Annotated in this window: 14 protein-coding genes and 4 pseudogenes; 12 read left to right on the plus strand and 6 right to left on the minus strand. The window is 73.5% G+C overall.

Annotated features, from left to right (window positions below; translation table 11 throughout):
* Nucleotides 1-187 precede the first annotated feature (187 nt).
* A pseudogene (locus WKH84_RS18005) lies at nucleotides 188-700 on the minus strand (alpha/beta-hydrolase N-terminal domain-containing protein); the annotation flags it as partial.
* Nucleotides 643-864, minus strand: coding sequence for a hypothetical protein (locus WKH84_RS18010; RefSeq protein WP_341854642.1), 222 nt, complete (start codon nucleotides 862-864; stop codon nucleotides 643-645). The pseudogene WKH84_RS18005 and the gene WKH84_RS18010, both read right to left, overlap by 58 nt.
* A gap of 128 nt (nucleotides 865-992) precedes the next feature.
* Here WKH84_RS18010 and WKH84_RS18015 point away from each other — a divergent pair, with 128 nt between their 5' ends.
* A complete protein-coding gene (locus WKH84_RS18015) occupies nucleotides 993-1871 on the plus strand; it encodes an NAD(P)-dependent oxidoreductase (protein ID WP_341854643.1) in 879 nt (292 codons plus the stop codon).
* 197 nt (nucleotides 1872-2068) lie between these two features.
* Here WKH84_RS18015 and mtnN read toward each other — a convergent pair.
* Nucleotides 2069-2752 (minus strand): annotated as a pseudogene (mtnN, locus tag WKH84_RS18020) (5'-methylthioadenosine/S-adenosylhomocysteine nucleosidase); the annotation flags it as partial.
* On the opposite strand from mtnN, the gene WKH84_RS18025 reads away from it, so the two are divergent.
* Nucleotides 2742-3668, plus strand: coding sequence for an alpha/beta hydrolase fold domain-containing protein (locus WKH84_RS18025; protein WP_341854644.1), 927 nt, complete (start codon nucleotides 2742-2744; stop codon nucleotides 3666-3668). The pseudogene mtnN and the gene WKH84_RS18025 sit on opposite strands and share 11 nt — an antisense overlap.
* A gap of 9 nt (nucleotides 3669-3677) precedes the next feature.
* Here WKH84_RS18025 and WKH84_RS18030 read toward each other — a convergent pair whose 3' ends face one another.
* The 3 genes and pseudogenes from WKH84_RS18030 to argS all read right to left on the minus strand — a co-directional run bounded on the left by WKH84_RS18030 (nucleotide 3678) and on the right by argS (nucleotide 6275).
* Complete coding sequence (locus WKH84_RS18030) at nucleotides 3678-4130, minus strand: lysoplasmalogenase family protein (RefSeq protein WP_341854645.1); 453 nt, start codon at nucleotides 4128-4130, stop codon at nucleotides 3678-3680.
* On the minus strand, nucleotides 4097-4384 hold the full coding sequence (locus WKH84_RS18035; protein WP_341854646.1) for a hypothetical protein: 288 nt from the start codon (nucleotides 4382-4384) through the stop codon (nucleotides 4097-4099). Before WKH84_RS18035 ends, WKH84_RS18030 begins: the two co-directional genes overlap by 34 nt.
* Before the next feature lie 133 nt (nucleotides 4385-4517).
* Nucleotides 4518-6275 (minus strand): annotated as a pseudogene (gene argS, locus WKH84_RS18040) (arginine--tRNA ligase).
* 81 nt (nucleotides 6276-6356) lie between these two features.
* Here argS and WKH84_RS18045 point away from each other — a divergent pair.
* The 10 genes and pseudogenes from WKH84_RS18045 (at nucleotide 6357) to WKH84_RS18090 (ending at nucleotide 15766) form a co-directional block, all read left to right on the plus strand.
* Nucleotides 6357-6776, plus strand: coding sequence for a YccF domain-containing protein (locus WKH84_RS18045; protein ID WP_341854647.1), 420 nt, complete (start codon nucleotides 6357-6359; stop codon nucleotides 6774-6776).
* Nucleotides 6777-6778: 2 nt separating this feature from the next.
* Nucleotides 6779-7186 (plus strand): flavin reductase, encoded by a 408-nt coding sequence (locus WKH84_RS18050; protein ID WP_341856957.1) that lies wholly within the window; start codon nucleotides 6779-6781, stop codon nucleotides 7184-7186.
* 90 nt (nucleotides 7187-7276) lie between these two features.
* Nucleotides 7277-8980, plus strand: a complete 1704-nt coding sequence (locus WKH84_RS18055) for an alpha/beta hydrolase (RefSeq protein ID WP_341854648.1) — start codon at nucleotides 7277-7279, stop codon at nucleotides 8978-8980.
* Nucleotides 8981-8982: 2 nt separating this feature from the next.
* Entirely contained in the window at nucleotides 8983-9309 is a 327-nt protein-coding gene (locus WKH84_RS18060; protein ID WP_341854649.1) for a hypothetical protein, read from the plus strand.
* Nucleotides 9310-9432: 123 nt separating this feature from the next.
* Entirely contained in the window at nucleotides 9433-9672 is a 240-nt protein-coding gene (locus WKH84_RS18065) for a hypothetical protein (RefSeq protein ID WP_341854650.1), read from the plus strand.
* On the plus strand, nucleotides 9669-10334 hold the full coding sequence (locus WKH84_RS18070; RefSeq protein WP_341854651.1) for a DUF6320 domain-containing protein: 666 nt from the start codon (nucleotides 9669-9671) through the stop codon (nucleotides 10332-10334). Before WKH84_RS18065 ends, WKH84_RS18070 begins: the two co-directional genes overlap by 4 nt.
* 768 nt (nucleotides 10335-11102) lie before the next feature.
* Nucleotides 11103-12143, plus strand: a complete 1041-nt coding sequence (locus WKH84_RS18075) for a hypothetical protein (RefSeq protein WP_341854652.1) — start codon at nucleotides 11103-11105, stop codon at nucleotides 12141-12143.
* A 34-nt stretch (nucleotides 12144-12177) separates the two neighbouring features.
* Nucleotides 12178-13491, plus strand: a complete 1314-nt coding sequence (locus WKH84_RS18080) for a solute carrier family 23 protein (protein WP_341854653.1) — start codon at nucleotides 12178-12180, stop codon at nucleotides 13489-13491.
* A 22-nt stretch (nucleotides 13492-13513) separates the two neighbouring features.
* Nucleotides 13514-13672 (plus strand): annotated as a pseudogene (locus WKH84_RS18085) (iron chelate uptake ABC transporter family permease subunit); the annotation flags it as partial.
* Nucleotides 13673-13867: 195 nt separating this feature from the next.
* Nucleotides 13868-15766, plus strand: a complete 1899-nt coding sequence (locus WKH84_RS18090) for a BCCT family transporter (RefSeq protein WP_341854654.1) — start codon at nucleotides 13868-13870, stop codon at nucleotides 15764-15766.
* Nucleotides 15767-15791 lie beyond the last annotated feature (25 nt).

Raw genomic sequence — 15791 nt, forward strand, 5'->3', positions numbered from 1 at the left:
ATCGGCTCGGCCGCCTCACGGCCGACGGTGCGGGAGATCGTGGCCGCCTCCGCGCCGGCGGAGACGATCTTGCGGCCGGGCGCGCCGAGGGACTGCCAGGTCTCCAGCGATCCCGGCCCGCCCGAGCGCGCGCGGAGGTGGGGCGGGGCACGTCGGGGGAGATCAGCCGGTTCGCGGCGTCGGCCCGTTCGATCATGCCCTCGAGCACCCGCCCGCGGATCAGCCGGTCCACCACCACCGCGACCGTCGCGGCGGTCAGCAGCAGCGAGGCGACGCCGACCACACGCGCCGGCAGGTAAGGGCGCAGCAGTGAACGGTAGAAGCGCGCGGTCGCGACGGTGGACCGGGCGGCGAGGAGCGCGGCGAGGGAGAACCCGGCCCCGGCCGCGGTGCCGACCAGGTGCGTGGCGAGGTTCTTGGGCTCCTGGTGGACCAGAAGGCTGATCTCCCGCCGCCGCATCACCCCGCGCACCCACGAGTAGGCGGTGAGGCCGACGAGGGCGCACGCGCCCGCCCAGCGGGCGCGGCGGCGATGGTCCGGGGCGATGTCCACCTCGAGGCCGATCGCGGCACCGGCGCGGCGCACGGCACGGCCCGCGAGGGTGCCGGCGGCGTAGCCGTAGACCTCCGACAGCCCGATGTTCACTGCCCACATCCACCAGGTGCGGGGCAAAGCAGGCTCGGGGAGGTCGAGATCCATGCGGTCAGCGAGGCGCCGAGGAAGCCGCCGGTGTCCAGCGGGGCGGCGATCGCCGAGCGGCGCGCCCCGCGCCGCGCCCGACGGGTGGTGCGGCGCGGCGCTCGCGCGGCGCCGCCGGTGAGGCCGGACAGGGAGGACAGTGCGGAGGCGGGGCCGAAGCGCATGGGGGAAGGCTAACGGAGGACGCCAGGCAGGCGCGATGCGCTCCCTCCGTACCCTGGGGGCATGAAGATCCTGCTTCCCGACACCATGCCCCTGGACCCGACAGCCGCCGGAGGGCTGGGAGGCGGTCGTGGTCGACGCCCGCGCCGAGATCCCCGCCGCCCATCACGATGCCGCCGCCCTCGTGGTCTGGGGCTCCTCCCGCCGCCATCTCGCCTCCGCCGCCGCGGACCTGCCGCAGCGGCTGCGGCTGGTCCAGTCCCTCGCCGCCGGGGTGGAGGGGATCCTCGCCGCCGGCTTCTCGGACGAGGTCGTCGTCGCCACCGGTGCGGGCCTGCACTCGAGGACCGTCAGCGAGCACGCGCTCGCCCTGCTGCTCGCCCTGGTGCGGCGCCTGCCCGAGGCCCGCGAGGCGCAGGAGCGGCACGTGTGGAGCGACGAGCTCGGCGGCCTGCGGCCCCTGCACCCCGAGGGCCGGCTCACCACGCCGCTCGGCGCGCGCGTGCTGGTCTGGGGCTTCGGCGGCATCGGGCAGACCCTCGCCCCGATGTCGCAGGGCCTCGGCGCCGAGGTGCGCGGCGCCGCTCGCAGCGCCGGCACCCGCGCCGGCGTCGAGGTGATCGCCGAGGCCGATGTCGCCGCCGCCCTGCCGGACACCGACGTGCTGGTGAACATCCTGCCCGCCACCGAGCGCACCGCCGGGATCGTGGGTCGCGAGGCGCTCGCCGCGTCGCCGGACCACGCGATCCTCGTCAACGTCGGCCGCGGTGCGACCGTCGACCAGGTCGCGGCGCGCGAGGCGCTCGAGGCGGGGACCCTCGGCGCGGCCGGCCTCGACGTCACCGAGCCCGAGCCGCTCCCGGAGGGCGACCCGCTGTGGGACGCGCCGCGCCTGCTGATCACCCCGCACGGCGCGGGAGGACGGCCCGTCGGCGCCGACGAGCGGATCGCCGCGAACCTCCGCGCCCTGGTCGAGGGCGGCGAGGTGTCGCACCCGGCCGCGCGCTGAGCCCTGCGCCGAGCGCCTCGCTCAGCCTGCGAGGTCGGCGGCGAGGCGCTCGACGGCCCGGGCCGAGGTCTCCGCGACCACGTCGATCTCGAGGTGGAACTGCTGACCGGCGGCGGGACCGCACAGGTCCGAGACGGGCGCGCCGCCACGAAGGGCACGCCGAGCGCCCCGGCGGTGCGGGCGGTGGCGGTGGTCTCCATGTCGGCGCTGAGCGCGCCGGGGAACCGCTCCCGCATCGGGTCCGCCAGCGGGGCGGTGACGAAGGCGTCGCCGGCGAGCATCAGCCCGCGTCGCACCGCGGCCGTCTGGTCGGCGCGGGCGGCCCGCTCGGCCCGGTCCACCCAGGACGTCTCGGCCTCGATCCGCTCGGGCCCGCCGGGCGCCTGGCCGGGGGCGTAGCCGAAGGCGGTCGCGTCCGCGATCGACCAGGCGAAGGTCTCGCCCACGATCACGGTGCCCACCTCCACGTCGGCGGCGAGGCCGCCGCAGGAGCCGGCGGCGACCACGAGGGCGGGGGAGAGGGCGAGGACGCCCCAGGTCGCGGCCGCGGTCGCGGCGGCGACGCCGATGCCGGTGGTGACCACGACGGCCTCGCATCCGCCGAGGCGACCGCGGACGGCCGCGACCGGGGCGGGGAAGGGGACCTCGACCGGGGCGGGGTCCTCGAGGCGGGAGGTCAGCGGCGCGGCCTCCTCGGGCATCGCGACGAGGACCAGCAGGGGAGCGGGAGCGGAGGTCTCAGGCATGCTCGAAGCGTACCGGCGAGCCGGAGCCCGGCCGGTGCCGCTCCCGCACCGTCCAGGCGGGTTCGTTAGTCTGGGCGGACCGGCACCGAGGCGGCCCGAGCGGCCGCGGACAGGAGGGCAAGCGATGGGTCGCATCCGAGACGCCGTGGTGACGGGGGCTCGCGCCGCCGCGCGGATCCCGATCCCCTCCGCCCTCACCCATCAGGCGCCGCGCGAGGCCCGCGACCCACAGCCTCCCTCGCACGTGCTGAAGTCCCATGCGATCGAGCAGGAGATGATCGGCCGCACCCGCACCGTGTGGCTGGACCGCCACCACCGCGGCAACGGCCTGATCATCCACCTGCACGGCGGCGCCTACGTCTCGGGCCCCTTCACCAGCGACTGGGCCTGGCTCTCCCGCCAGGTCGAGGCGCAGGACTGCGCCGGGCTCATGGTCGACTACCGCAACGCCCCCGACCACCAGCACCCCGTCGCCCGGGACGACGTCGAGGCGGTCCTCGCCGCGCTCGCGGCCGACGGCCGGCTGGGCGAGGGCCCGTGGGTCCTCAGCGGCCAGCACTCCGGCGGCGGGCTCGCCGTGGTCGTCGCGCGGCGACTGGTCGAGCAGGAGTCCGAGGCGCTCGCGCCGGTGCCCGCCCCGGCCGCGATCGTGCTGATGTCGCCCTGGCTGGACCTGGAGCTGTCCGCCGCGTGGATGAGCGAGACGGACCAGTCCGATCCGGTGCACGAGCGGCGCCTGCCGCGCGATGCGGCCCGCCGCTATGCCGGGCGCACCCCGCTGGACGATCCGGACCTCTCCCCGATCAACCGGGGCCTCGAGGGCCTGCCGCCGCCGCACCTGAGCGTCGGCCAGAAGGACCTCTTCGCCTCCGACGCGCGGGTCGCGCGTCTCCAGCTCGAGGAGAACGGCGAGGAGGTCGCTTATCGGGAGATCGGCGGCCGCCTCGGTCTGCGGCTGATCCCCCGCAAGGGCGAGGACATCGAGCGGTCGCACCGCGAGCAGTCCGAGCTGATCGGCCGTGCCCTGGGCCGGAAGGACCGGGAGGGCTGAGCGGCCCCGTCAGCCCTCGAGGATCACGAGCGAGGGGGCGGGGGCGGCGACGGTCCAGCGGTGCCGCGGCATCGCCTTCACCAGCCCCGCCACGAGCAGGGCGTGGCCCACCAGGTAGGTCAGCATCACCAGCTCCGTGCTGAACGCGATCGTGGCGCCGGACAGGAACCAGTCCATCCCCAGCAGCGAGCTCGACAGCAGGAACAGGGTGCCTCCCGTCCAGGTCAGGCCGTTGCCGCCGGCGGAGAGGAAGGCCATCGTCGCCAGCGCCACCGCATAGGCGGCCACCATCGGCGACAGGGAGCCGGCCCCGTCCGCGCAGGCGACGAACAGCCCGATCACCACGGCGCCGTAGGGGATCGCGAGCGCGATGCGCATCGAGTCGCGGGAACGGGTCCACAGCGGCACGAGGGCGGCCGAATAGCAGATCAGCGCGCCCAGGAAACCGACGACGGCGAGCATCCCGCGCCCTCGACGGGGACCTGCCCCACGCTGTCGCCGATCCATGCGCAGACCAGGGCGCCGAGCATCAGCCCCGTCGTGCGGGAGCGGTAGGGCGCCGCGGTGAGCACCACGGCGATGAGCGACGGGGCGAACATCGGCTGGGTGATCCGGCCGATCAGATCCGCGTCGGCCAGGAGCGCGCCGAGGTGGACCAGTGCGAGGAGCGCATAGGCCCCCCACAGGGCGCGATGGGCCGAGCGGATCGTGGACACCGTCCCAGCGTAGGAAGCAGATCCTGGCTCTGACCAGGGATCGACCGCCGGACTGGGGCACGTTTGGGTAACGGCGGACACGGTTCGGTCACGATCGGTGAGGGATGCCCGAATTGCCGCGCCGGGGGTGGCCTCACATCTGCCGCGGCGCCTCCACCCCGAGCGCGTCGAGGCCCTCGACGAGCACCCGCTCGGCGAGCGCGCGAGGGCGAGACGGCCCGCGCGCACCTCCGCGTCGTCCTCCTTGAGGATCGGGGAGGCGTCGTAGAACGCGGTGAACGCCTGCGCGAGGGAGAAGAGATAGGCGCACAGTCGGTGCGGCTCGTACTCCGCGCCGACGGAGGCGAGGACCGGGCCGAACTCGAGCGGCCTGCGGCGCGAGCGCCCGCTCCGCGTCATTGACGACGAGCGGCGCGTCCGCGGCGGTGACGCCGGCCGTCTCGGCCCGTCGGCCGATCGAGCGGATCCGGGCCACCGCGTACTGGAGGTAGGGCGCGGTGTTGCCGGTCAGCGCCAGCATCCGGTCGAGGTCGAAGGTGTAGTCCGAGTCGTGCGCGGTGGAGAGGTCGGCGTACTTCACGCCGCCGATCCCGATCGCGTGCGCGATCTGCTCGCGCTCCTCGTCGGAGAGGTCGGGGCGCGACTCGTCGATGACGGTGCGGGCCTTCGCCACGGCCTCCTCCAGCGGCGCCATCAGGCGCAGCGAGGCGCCGGAGCGGGTGCGCAGGATCTTGCCGTCCTCGCCGAGCACGGAGCCGATCTTCACATGGGTCGCCTCGACCTCGTCCGGCGACCAGCCCGCCTCCCGCGCGGTGGCGAACACCATCCGGAAGTGCGGCTCCTGCGCGGTGCCGACGACATAGGCGATGCGGTCCGCCCCGAGGTCCCGCACGCGATGGCGGATCGCGGTGAGATCGGTGGTGGCGTAGCCGTAGCCTCCGTCGGACTTGCGGATGATCAGCGGCGCTGGCCGCTCGTCGCGCCCCGTGAAGCCCTCCGGGAACACGCACAGCGCCCCGTCGGAGATCCGGGCGATCCCGGCGGCCTCCAGATCGTTGCAGGTGGTCTCGAGCTGGTCGTTGTAGGTCGACTCGCCGGCGAGGTCCTCGTCGGTCAGCGTCACGTCCAGCATCTCGTAGATGCGGTGGAAGTACTCCTTGGACAGCCCCACCAGGTGCCTCCAGATGCGCAGCGACTCCGCGTCCCCGGACTGGAGGGTCGCCACGCGCCGACGCGCCCGCGCGGCGAAGCCGGATGCGCCGTCGGCGGCGGCCTCGGAGGCGTCGAACTTCGCGCGCGCCGCCTGGTAGAAGGCGTTCGGGTCGGTCTTCAGCGGCTCCGCCTCGGCGCTGTCCTCGCCCACCTCGAGGAGGTGCTCGATGAGCATCCCGAAGGGGGTGCCCCAGTCGCCGATGTGGTTCTGGCGCACGACCGTGTGGCCGAGCTTCTCGAGGGTGCGGGCGATCGAGTCGCCGACGACGGTGGTGCGCAGGTGGCCGACGTGCATCTCCTTGGCCACGTTCGGCGCCGAGTAGTCGAGCACCACGGTGTCCGGGTGCTCGGGAGCGGGCACGCCGAGCCGGGCGTCGGCCGCGAGCTCGGCGGCCTGCGCGGCTACCCAGTCCGTGCGCAGGCGGATGTTCAGGAAGCCGGGACCGGCGATCTCCGGGGTCTCCGCCATGTCCGAGAGGTCCACGGCCGCGAGGATGTCCGCGGCGATGTCGCGGGGCTTGCGGCCGAGGCGCTTGGCCAGTCCCATCGCGGCGTTGCACTGGAAGTCCGCGAACTGCGAGGGGCGGATGATCGGATCGGCGTCCGCGAACTCGGGCCCGAAGGCGGCGGCGAAGGCGGACTGGAAGCGCTCGGTCAGCGCGATCTCGGGAGCTGGCATGGCTCCCAGAGTAGTGGCCCTCCCGCACGGTCGGGGGACAGCCCCCTGGCCGCGGACAGCAGCGGTGCCTACCCTGGCCCCATGCGTTCCCTCCTGAGCCTGGTCCTGAACATCATCTGGTCGCTGACCGCCGGCTGGTCGCTCTTCCTCGGCTATCTCCTCGCCGGGATCCTGGCCTGCCTCCTCATCGTCACGATCCCGTTCGGACTCGCGTCCTTCCGCATCGCGGGCTTCGTGATCTGGCCCTTCGGCCGCGAGGTCGTCGACACCGGCCGCGGCGGCGCCGCCGGCACGATCGGCAACGTGATCTGGTTCGTGATCGCCGGCTGGTGGCTCGCGCTCGGCCACGTCGTCACCGCGCTCGCCCAGGCGGTCACGATCATCGGCATCCCGCTCGCGTGGGCGAATCTCAAGCTGATCCCCGTGACCTGCTTCCCCTTCGGCAAGGAGATCCTCGACGCGGGCTCGGCCCGCGCCCGCATGCTCCCCACCGCGCGGTGAGCATGGCGCATCACGGGGTCGACCAGGACGAGTACCGCCGCCTCAGCGACCTGCTCGCCGTGGGCCTGGCCGTGGTCAGCACCCGGCAGGGGCCCCACGACCTGCTCGTCACCGTCGACTCCTATCTCGACATCTCCTACGACCCGCCGACGATGGGCCTGGCCCTGTACGGGCTCTCTCGCGCCGCGGAGGCGGTGGAGGAGGCGGGCCACTGTCGCCTGAGCCTGCTCGCCGAGGACCAGCAGGCGCTCGCCGACCGCTTCGGCACCCCCGGCGCGCCGCCGCAGGGGATGCTCGCCGGGATCGAGGCGGGGCGCACCGCCGACGGGGACGCGATCCTCCCCGGCGCGCTCGCCCACTTCGCGCGCGCATCGAGCAGGGCATCGACGCCGCCACTCACCGCCTGCTGATCGGTCCCGTCGTCGAGATGGGACAGGGCGCTGGAGGCGCCGAGGCGGGCCCCGCGATCCGCTTCGCGGGGAGAAGCGGGAGCCGCGGCCGTGAGCGCCCTCCTGCGCCTGGCCCTGCGCGCGGTCGCGAGGGCCGGCCGCTTCGACGTCCGCGAGGACTACCAGCGCGTCCGCACCCTCCAGCGACGTCTGGCCGCACTGCCGACGGCCCGCTACCGCACCCCCACCTGGGACACCTTCTCCGACGCCCCCGACGGGCACCGCGTGCCGGTGCGGGTGTTCGCGCCGACCGAGCGGCGCCGCGAGGACCTGTCGCTGTTCTTCCACGGCGGCGGCTGGGTCACCGGCGACATCGAGAGCTACACCCCCGCCTGCGCCACCATGGCGGACCTCACCGGTCGCCACGTCGCCTCCGTCGACTACCGCCTCGCCCCCGAGCACCCCTTCCCCGCCGGGCTCGAGGACTGCTACGGCGTCGCGCGCGGCCTGCTGGAGGACCCGGGGCGGGCGGGTCTGACGGACCCGGACCGGATCGTCCTGGTCGGGGACTCGGCGGGAGGGAACCTCGCCGCCGCCGTCTCGCTGCTGCCGCGCGAGAGCGGCCACCGCGTCCCCTCGCGCCAGATCCTGCTCTACCCGGTCACCCACTACGACCACGACCCCGCCACCTCCCCCTTCGAGTCCGTGCGCCGGCTCGGCGACCGCTACCGGCTCACCAGCACGGAGGTCCAGGACTATCTCGACCTGTACGTCCCGTACCCCGCGCGCGCGCGCCGCGCCCGCCTGGTCGCCCCGCTGATGGCCGAGGACCTCTCCGGACAGCCGGACACCCTCCTGCTCAGCGCGGGCCTGGACCTGCTGCGCGACGAGGGGGAGGCCTACGGCCGGGCGCTCGCCGCGGCCGGGAACCGGGTGCGCATCCACCGCCTCGAGGAGGCGCGCGCACGGGGTGATCACCCTGCCCCGCTTCGCGCGCCCCCTGAAGGAGGCGTACGAGGTGATCGACGAGTTCCTGGAGCAGGGGCCGTGAAGCTCTCCCTGCCGGTCCGGCGACGGCACTGGGTGCGCCTGGACAACGCCTCGAACATCTTCCTCGCCGCCCGCAGCGACGTGGACACCAAGGTCTTCCGCATGGCCGCCGAGCTGGACCACGAGGTCGACCCGGGCGCGCTGCAGGAGGCCCTGGACGCGACCTACGAGCGCTTCCCGCTCTACCACGCGGTGCCGCGCCGCGGCGTGTTCTGGTACTACCTCCAGGACAGCGACCTCCGCCCCGTCCTCGAGCCGGAGACCGAGCACACCTGCGCCCCGATCTACCAGGCCGACCGCCGCACCCTGCTGTTCCGCGTCGTCCACCACCGCCGCCGGGTGAGCCTCGAGGTGTTCCACGCCCTCTCCGACGGGACCGGGGCGCTGTGGTTCCTCACCGCCCTGCTGGAGGAGTACTGCCGCCGCCGCTTCGCCCCCGAGGACACGGCCGACGCGGCGGGCTCGGTCGAGCCGGAGGTCCACGAGCTGGCCGCCGACTCCTTCGCCCACCACTTCCGTCGGCGCACACGGGCCGAGCGCGCCGCCCGGGCGCGGGAGGAGCAGGAGCGGGCCGCGCACGAGGAGGAGTTCAGCCGCGAGGCCGCCTCCGCGATGCGCGCGCCGGGGAGGAGGAGCCCGAGATCGCGGAGGAGCCTGCAGGAGAGGAGACCGACGCCCCCGACCCGGCCCCGCCCGCGCCGCGACGGGTCGCGCGCCTGCGCGGCACCCGCACCCCCGACCACCGCACCCGCGTCCTCGAGCTGACGATGCCGGTGGCGCCCGTGCTCGCCCTCGCGAAAGGGGAGGGGGTGGCGATGTCGATGTTCCTCACCGCCGCGTTCTTCGAGGCGATCCGCCGCACCGGCGCGCTGGAGCGGGACGCCCGCGGCGCCCGCACCCTCGCCGCCTCGGTGCCGGTGAACCTGCGCCAGTTCTTCCCCTCCGACTCGGCCCGCAACTTCTTCGCCACGATCACCGTCTCCCACACCTACGGCGCCGGCGGCGACTCCTCGGCGAGGTCGCCCGGAAGCTCCAGCAGGACTTCGGCGCCCAGGCGCGGCCGGAGGCGCTCGAGGGCAGGCCGCGCCGCCTGATCCGGGTGGAGCGCGCTCCGCTGGCCCGGATCGTGCCACGCCCGCTCAAGGACGTCGCCGCTGGGACTGGCCAACCGGGCGAACAACCGCTCGCTCACCGTCGCGATCTCGAACCTGGGCCGGGTGACGCTACCCGAGGCCGCCGCCCCGCACGTCGGCCGGATGCTCTTCCACGTCTCCGCCGCACGTCCCCAGTTCTGCGCCATCTCCCACGCCGGCCTGCTCACGATCTCCTTCACCTCGCCCTACGTGGAGACGGAGCACGTGCGGGAGTACGCGCGGATCCTCACCGAGGCCGGCATCGAGGTGTCCGTGGCCGCGTCCCGGACCACCGAGGCGGAGCTCGCGGAGGTCGGCCGATGAGGAGATGCCCCGACTGCGCGGTCGGCGTCGAGGGGGAGTGGACCCGTCGCCCCCTGTGCGCGACGACGCTCGAGGGCACCGCCGCGCCGAGCCCCTATCCGGCGGTGCCGCTGCGCTTCCGTCGCCGCCGCGTGCCGCGGGTGCTCACGCTGACCTCGCTGGCGGTGATCGCGCTGTCCTTCCTCGCCCAGTCGCTGTTCCGTCCCGAGGAACAGGGCCTGGGGGCGCCGCGCTCGGTGTGGCTGGGCGTGGTCGCGACCTGGCTGGTGGTGCTGGTCGCGGTGGGCAAGCGCCGCAACCTCGCGAAGTTCATCGTCTATCTCGTCGCGCTCGCCGGCGGCGTCTGCGTGTACTGGGACTACCTGACCGGCTGGGACGCCTGGTCCCTCACCTTCGTGGTGCCGATCCTGTGCGCCGCCTCCCTGATCGGGCTGGTGATCACGGTGCGGGCGGTGCGGATGCAGGTGGGCGACTACATCGTCTATCTCGGGCTGACGGTGCCGCTGGGGCTCACCCCGATCGTGTTCCTGGCGCTGGGCTGGGTGGGCACCGTGATCCCCTCGGCGATCTGCGGCGGTCTGAGCGTGCTCTCCATCGTCTCGCTGCTGACGGTACGCGGCGGCGCGGTGCGGCACGAGCTGGCCACGCGCCTGCACCTGTAGCGAAGATCCCACGGCGCGCCGACGGCTCCAGCGCCCCCGCGCTCCCTAGGATGCGAGGGCAGACTTGCGCCCGGGCGGCCGTCCGGGCGACGAACAGCAGGAGAGAAGGTCGATGGACAGGGATCCGCGCTCGGAGGAGGACCAGGACGCCGACTGGATCTTCGCCATCGACGACCCCCACAGCCTCCCCACCGATCGCCTCCCGGGCCGCGAGGAGTTCGACCGCTACGCCCAGCCGCTGCTCGCTCGCCGCGGGCAGGGCCCGGCGCCGCCGGACCAGGACCGCCCCGGCGCCGAGCCCGACGCGGTCACCGGCGCGATCCCCGCCGTGGACGGCGAGGAGGACGGCTCCGACGGGACCGACGACGGCACCGTCGCCCCGCTCGCCCGCCCCCGCGTCGTCTCCTACGCCCGGTCGGGCACCACCCCGAACGCCGAGGACGACGAGATCCCGATCGCCGGCTTCCAGCCGCCGGAGCGCTTCAAGGACCTGGGCCTGTTCGACGCGGCGCGCGACGTGCTCGCCCTGATCTGCCTCACCTCCGCTCTCACCACGACCTTCACCGTCGCGGACAACCCGGTCCTGGACCTGCTGGGCCGGATCTCGATCGGCGTCGCGCTCGTCGCGCTGGTCGCCGTCCACGCCCTGCGCTGGATCCCCGCCGCGCCGCCGGCGCGCGCGATCCGGACGCGCGCGTGGCGGGCATGGCCCCCGCCCTCGCCATCGCCCTGCTCGTCCTCGGCGCGGACCTCGTGCTCTCCCTCCCGGTGCTCTTCGCTCCCCTGCCCGACGGGCCCCCCGTCGGGATCGGCGTCGGCGTCTCCCTGCTGCTGCTCGGCGCGATCCTCGGCATCGAGCCGCGCGCCCACGAGGGCTATCTCCCGCAGGAGCGGGCTCGCCGCGCCGCTCGACGGCCGCTCCTCGGGGTCGGGATCGCCGCGGCCGCCGCGCTGCTGCTGGCGCTGGTGATGATCGTCGGCCGCCTGTTCACCACCGGCTGGGCGTTCTCGCTGATGACCTTCGCGAACACGCTGATCTCCGCGCCGCTGCTGGCCGTGGTGCTCGCCTCCGCGGCGCGCCGGGAGCGCTCCTGGTACGTCTTCTCCACCGCCGTCGTCGCCGCTCTCGCGATCGGGGCGCTGGCCGACAACACCCTCGGGCCGCAGTTCGCCGCCCCGATCAGCGTCGCCCGCGGCTTCGTCTACCTGCCCTTCCTCTTCGCCGCGCTGGGGCTGATGGTCTCCCGCTCCTTCGTGCGCTCCATGCCGCTGTCCTTCCGCCGCACGGACTGGCTGGTGTACTCGGTGCGCGCCCTCGAGCTCAGCGCCCTGATGCACTCCGCCGCGGTGCTGTGGCACCTGATGGGCGCCCTCGCGGCGACCTCCGTGCCCCGCCCCGGCGGCCCCGTCCTCCACCTGGTCGACGCCGCGGTCTGCGCTTGCTTCGTGCTGGTCTCCGTCTTCGGCCGCACCGCGCCGCTCTCCCGTCCCGCGGTCAGCGCCCGAGCCAGCGGGGTCGTCGCCTCGCTCGTCCTGGTCGTCGTCGGCTTCCTCGACGTCATCGTCAGCTCGATCGCGACCGCGAGCGGCGCGGGCCTGACCACCGGCGGCGTCGCCCTCGTGCTCGGCATCGCCACCGCGCTGATGCTCACTGTCCCCGCCCCCGTGCGGGACGAGTTCGGCGCCCCGGACATCACCCGCATGTTCGCCGACTTCCGCGCCCGCGACAACGGTCGCGCCTCCCTCCTCGACCTGGTCCCGGACGTCACCGAGGCCACCGCCGAGCGGAAGACCTTCCCCGGCCGCTGACCGGCCCGCCGTCCCTCCCCACCCCTGGAGAACCATGTTCCGCTGGAGCCTGCACGGAGACGGCCGCACGGTCGCCCCCGACGCGATCGTCCTGCCCGAGGAGCGGCTCGCCTGGCCGCTGACGATCGGGATCGGCGCCCAGCACGTCATCGCGATGTTCGGCGCGACCTTCCTGGTCCCCGTCATCACCGGCTTCCCGCCCTCGACCACGCCGCTCTTCTCCGGCATCGGCACCCTGCTGTTCCTCACGATCACGAAGAACCGGGTGCCCAGCTATCTCGGCTCCTCCTTCGCGTTCATCGCCCCGATCACCGCCTCCACCCAGGCCGACTCGATGGGCGCCGCGCTCGGCGGGGTGCTCGTCACCGGCGTCTCGCTGGCCCTGCTGGGCCTGCTCGTGCAGCGGATCGGCACGGGATGGATCGGCCGACTCATGCCGCCGGTGGTGATGGGCTCGATCGTCGCCCTGATCGGCCTGAACCTGGTGCCCACCACCTACCAGAACAACTTCTCGCAGGCCCCGGTCACCGCGACCCTCACCCTGATCGCGATCCTGCTGTGCACCGCCCTGTTCCGCGGACTGCTGGGACGCATCAGCGTGCTGGTCGGCGTGGTCGTCGGCTACCTGATCGCGCTCGCCCGCGGCGAGGTTGACTTCACCCCGGTGCGGGAGGCGGCCTGGCTGGGCCTGCCCGAGTTCCACCACCCGGAGTTCAACCTCGGCCTGTCGCCGATCTTCCTGCCCGTGATCGTGGTGCCGCTGGCGGAGAACGTCGGCCACGTGACCAGCGTCGGCACCATGACCGGGAAGAACCTCGACCACATGGTGGGGCGCACCCTCTTCGCCGACGGCGCCGCGACCGCGCTCTCGGCCACCTTCGGTGGCTCGCCGACGACCACCTACGGCGAGAACATCGGCGTCATGAGCGCGACCCGCGTCTACTCCACCGCCGCCTACTGGGTCGCGGGCCTGGTGGCGATCGGCCTGTCCCTCTCCCCGAAGGTCGGCGCGCTGATCAACACCATCCCACCGGGCGTGCTCGGCGGCGTGACCTTCGTGCTCTACGGGCTGATCGCGATCGTCGGCTTCCGCATGTGGATCGACGGGAGGGTCGACTTCGCCCGCCCGGTGAACCAGATGACCGCGGGCGTCGCCCTCGTCATCGCGATCGCGGACCTGCACTGGGAGGTCGGCGGCTTCGCCTTCACCGGCATCGCGCTGGGGACGGTGGCGGCGCTGGTCGTCTTCCACGGCATGCGCGGGATCGGCCGCCTGACCGGCACCGAGCGCGGCCCGGCCGACGGGCGCGCCGACCAGGATCGGGAGCCTGCTCGACGCCGGCGATGAGGCGCGACTGGAGCACACCTGTGTGCTCGCGGTCGGGGTCGTCGGCTTCGTGGGCCTCGTCGCCCTCGCGGACGTGCTCGGGCGCACCCTGATCGCCCCCGCCCAAGTGCCCGCCGGGCTCATGGTCTCGCTGATCGAGGCGCCGTACCTGGCGTGGCTGCTCTGGCGCTCGCGAGTGTGATGCGCCACGTGCGCCGGGTCGGGCATGTGAGTTCCCCGACCGTCGCGTCGGACGGTGCAACAGCGCGGGGAAGCGTGCTGAACTGCGCAGATGCCGGTTGTCCGACCTTCGGACTCCGGATCGGCCTATTCTCCCTATACCCCGGGCATCCTGCACAGTTGGTGGGAATCCGATAATCGACAAGAAGGGACCGCTATGAGCGACTCAGGTCACGGCCAGGGAGCGGAGGCGCCCGCGCAGGGCTCCGACATCTCCGCATGGCCCGAAGAGCTCCCCAGGACCGTTCATCTTCCCCGGTCCCAGCAGATCGCCACCGACGACTCCGACGACGAGATCACGGAGAAGCCGCGCCGTCAGGGCGCGCGCATCAGCAAGGGCACCATCGCCCCGGCCGTGTTCTGGCCCGCGATGGTCGTCGTGCTCGGCGTCGCGCCGCTGGCGATCGTCTTCCCCGAGACCTCCGGGTCGGTGATGGAGAAATCCCAGAACTGGATCGTGGCGAACCTCGGCTGGTTCTACATGCTGGCCATCGGCATCTTCGTCGCCTTCGCGATCATCGTCGCGCTGTCCCGGTGGGGCTCGATCCGGCTCGGCCGTGACGACGACGAGCCCGAGTTCGGGCTGATGTCGTGGTTCGCGATGCTGTTCTCCGCCGGCATGGGCGTGGGGCTCGTCTTCTACGGCGTCGCCGAGCCGCTCGGCTACACGACGAACAGCCCCAAGCCGGGCTGGGACGTCGAGGGCGCAGAGGCCTCGGGCCTCGCGATGGCGCAGACCTTCCTGCACTGGGGCCTGCACCCCTGGGCCGCCTACGCCGTGATCGGCCTGGCCATCGCGTACGCCATGCACCGCCGCGGCCGTCCCGTCTCGATCCGCTGGGCCCTCGAGCCGATCTTCGGCGACCGGGTCAAGGGCTGGATCGGCGACGTCATCGACGTGCTCGCGATCTTCGGCACCGTCTTCGGCATCGCGACCTCGCTGGGCCTCGGCGCTCAGCAGATCGCCGCCGGCATGCAGGTCATCGGCCTGGTCGACGAGGTCTCCACGAACTTCCTGGTGATCCTGATCGTGGTGATCACCTTCATCGCGACCCTCTCCGTGGTCTCCGGCGTCGGCGTCGGCATCAAGTGGCTCTCCAACGGCAACCTGACCCTCGCGGGCCTGCTCGCCGTCGCGGCGCCGCTGTTCGGCCCCACCGTGTTCATCTTCCAGAACTTCGTGGAGTCCCTCGGCATCTACCTCAGCGAGGTCTTCCACCTGACCCTCGACGTCGGCGCGTACACCCGCTCCGAGGAGGCGCAGAGCTGGTTCGCCGGCAACACCCTGTTCTACTGGGGCTGGTGGATCGCCTGGGCGCCGTTCGTCGGCGTGTTCATCGCCCGCATCTCCAAGGGGCGCACCGTGCGCCAGTTCGTGGCCGGCGTGTCGCTGGTCCCCACCCTGGTGGGCATGATCTGGTTCTCGATCTGGGGCGGCAACGGCCTGTTCCGCCAGTGGTTCGGCACCGGCGACCTCGGCGACATCACCGCCGAGGAATCGATGTTCCGCATCTTCGAGCAGTTCCCCGCCACACAGCTGCTGTCGGTGCTCGGCATCATCGTGGTCGCGGTCTTCTTCATCACCTCCTCGGACTCCGGCTCACTCGTCGTGGACATGCTCGCCTCGGGCGGCCATCCGAACCCGCCGATGTGGTCCCGCGTGCTGTGGGCGCCGCTGGAGGGCCTGCTCGCCGCGGCGCTGCTGCTCTCGGGCGGCCTGACCTCCCTGCAGGCCGGCTCGCTGATGACCGCGCCGCCGTTCAGCGTGATCCTCTCGCTGATGTGCGTGGCGCTGGTGAAGGCGCTGAGCCTGGACCGGGCGGTGCTGGCCGAGCACGAGCGCCTCGCCCGCCTGGAGCGGGTCACCGCGCACATCACCGGCGAGGTGAGCCGCACCCACGCCTCGACCGACGAGATCGCCTCGCTGGTCGACGACCGCATCGACTACCGCCTCACCCGCACCCGCGGCGGCATCGGTCGCGGCGGTCACCGCACGCGGGTCGAGGGTAGGAAGAGCGCGCCCAGCGCGCCGAGCGCTCCGCCCGCGGAGGACTGACCCTCCCGCCTCCCGTGCCGACGGC

This window comes from Brachybacterium sp. GPGPB12 (assembly GCF_038396325.1).
GTDB classification, from domain to species: domain Bacteria; phylum Actinomycetota; class Actinomycetes; order Actinomycetales; family Dermabacteraceae; genus Brachybacterium; species Brachybacterium conglomeratum.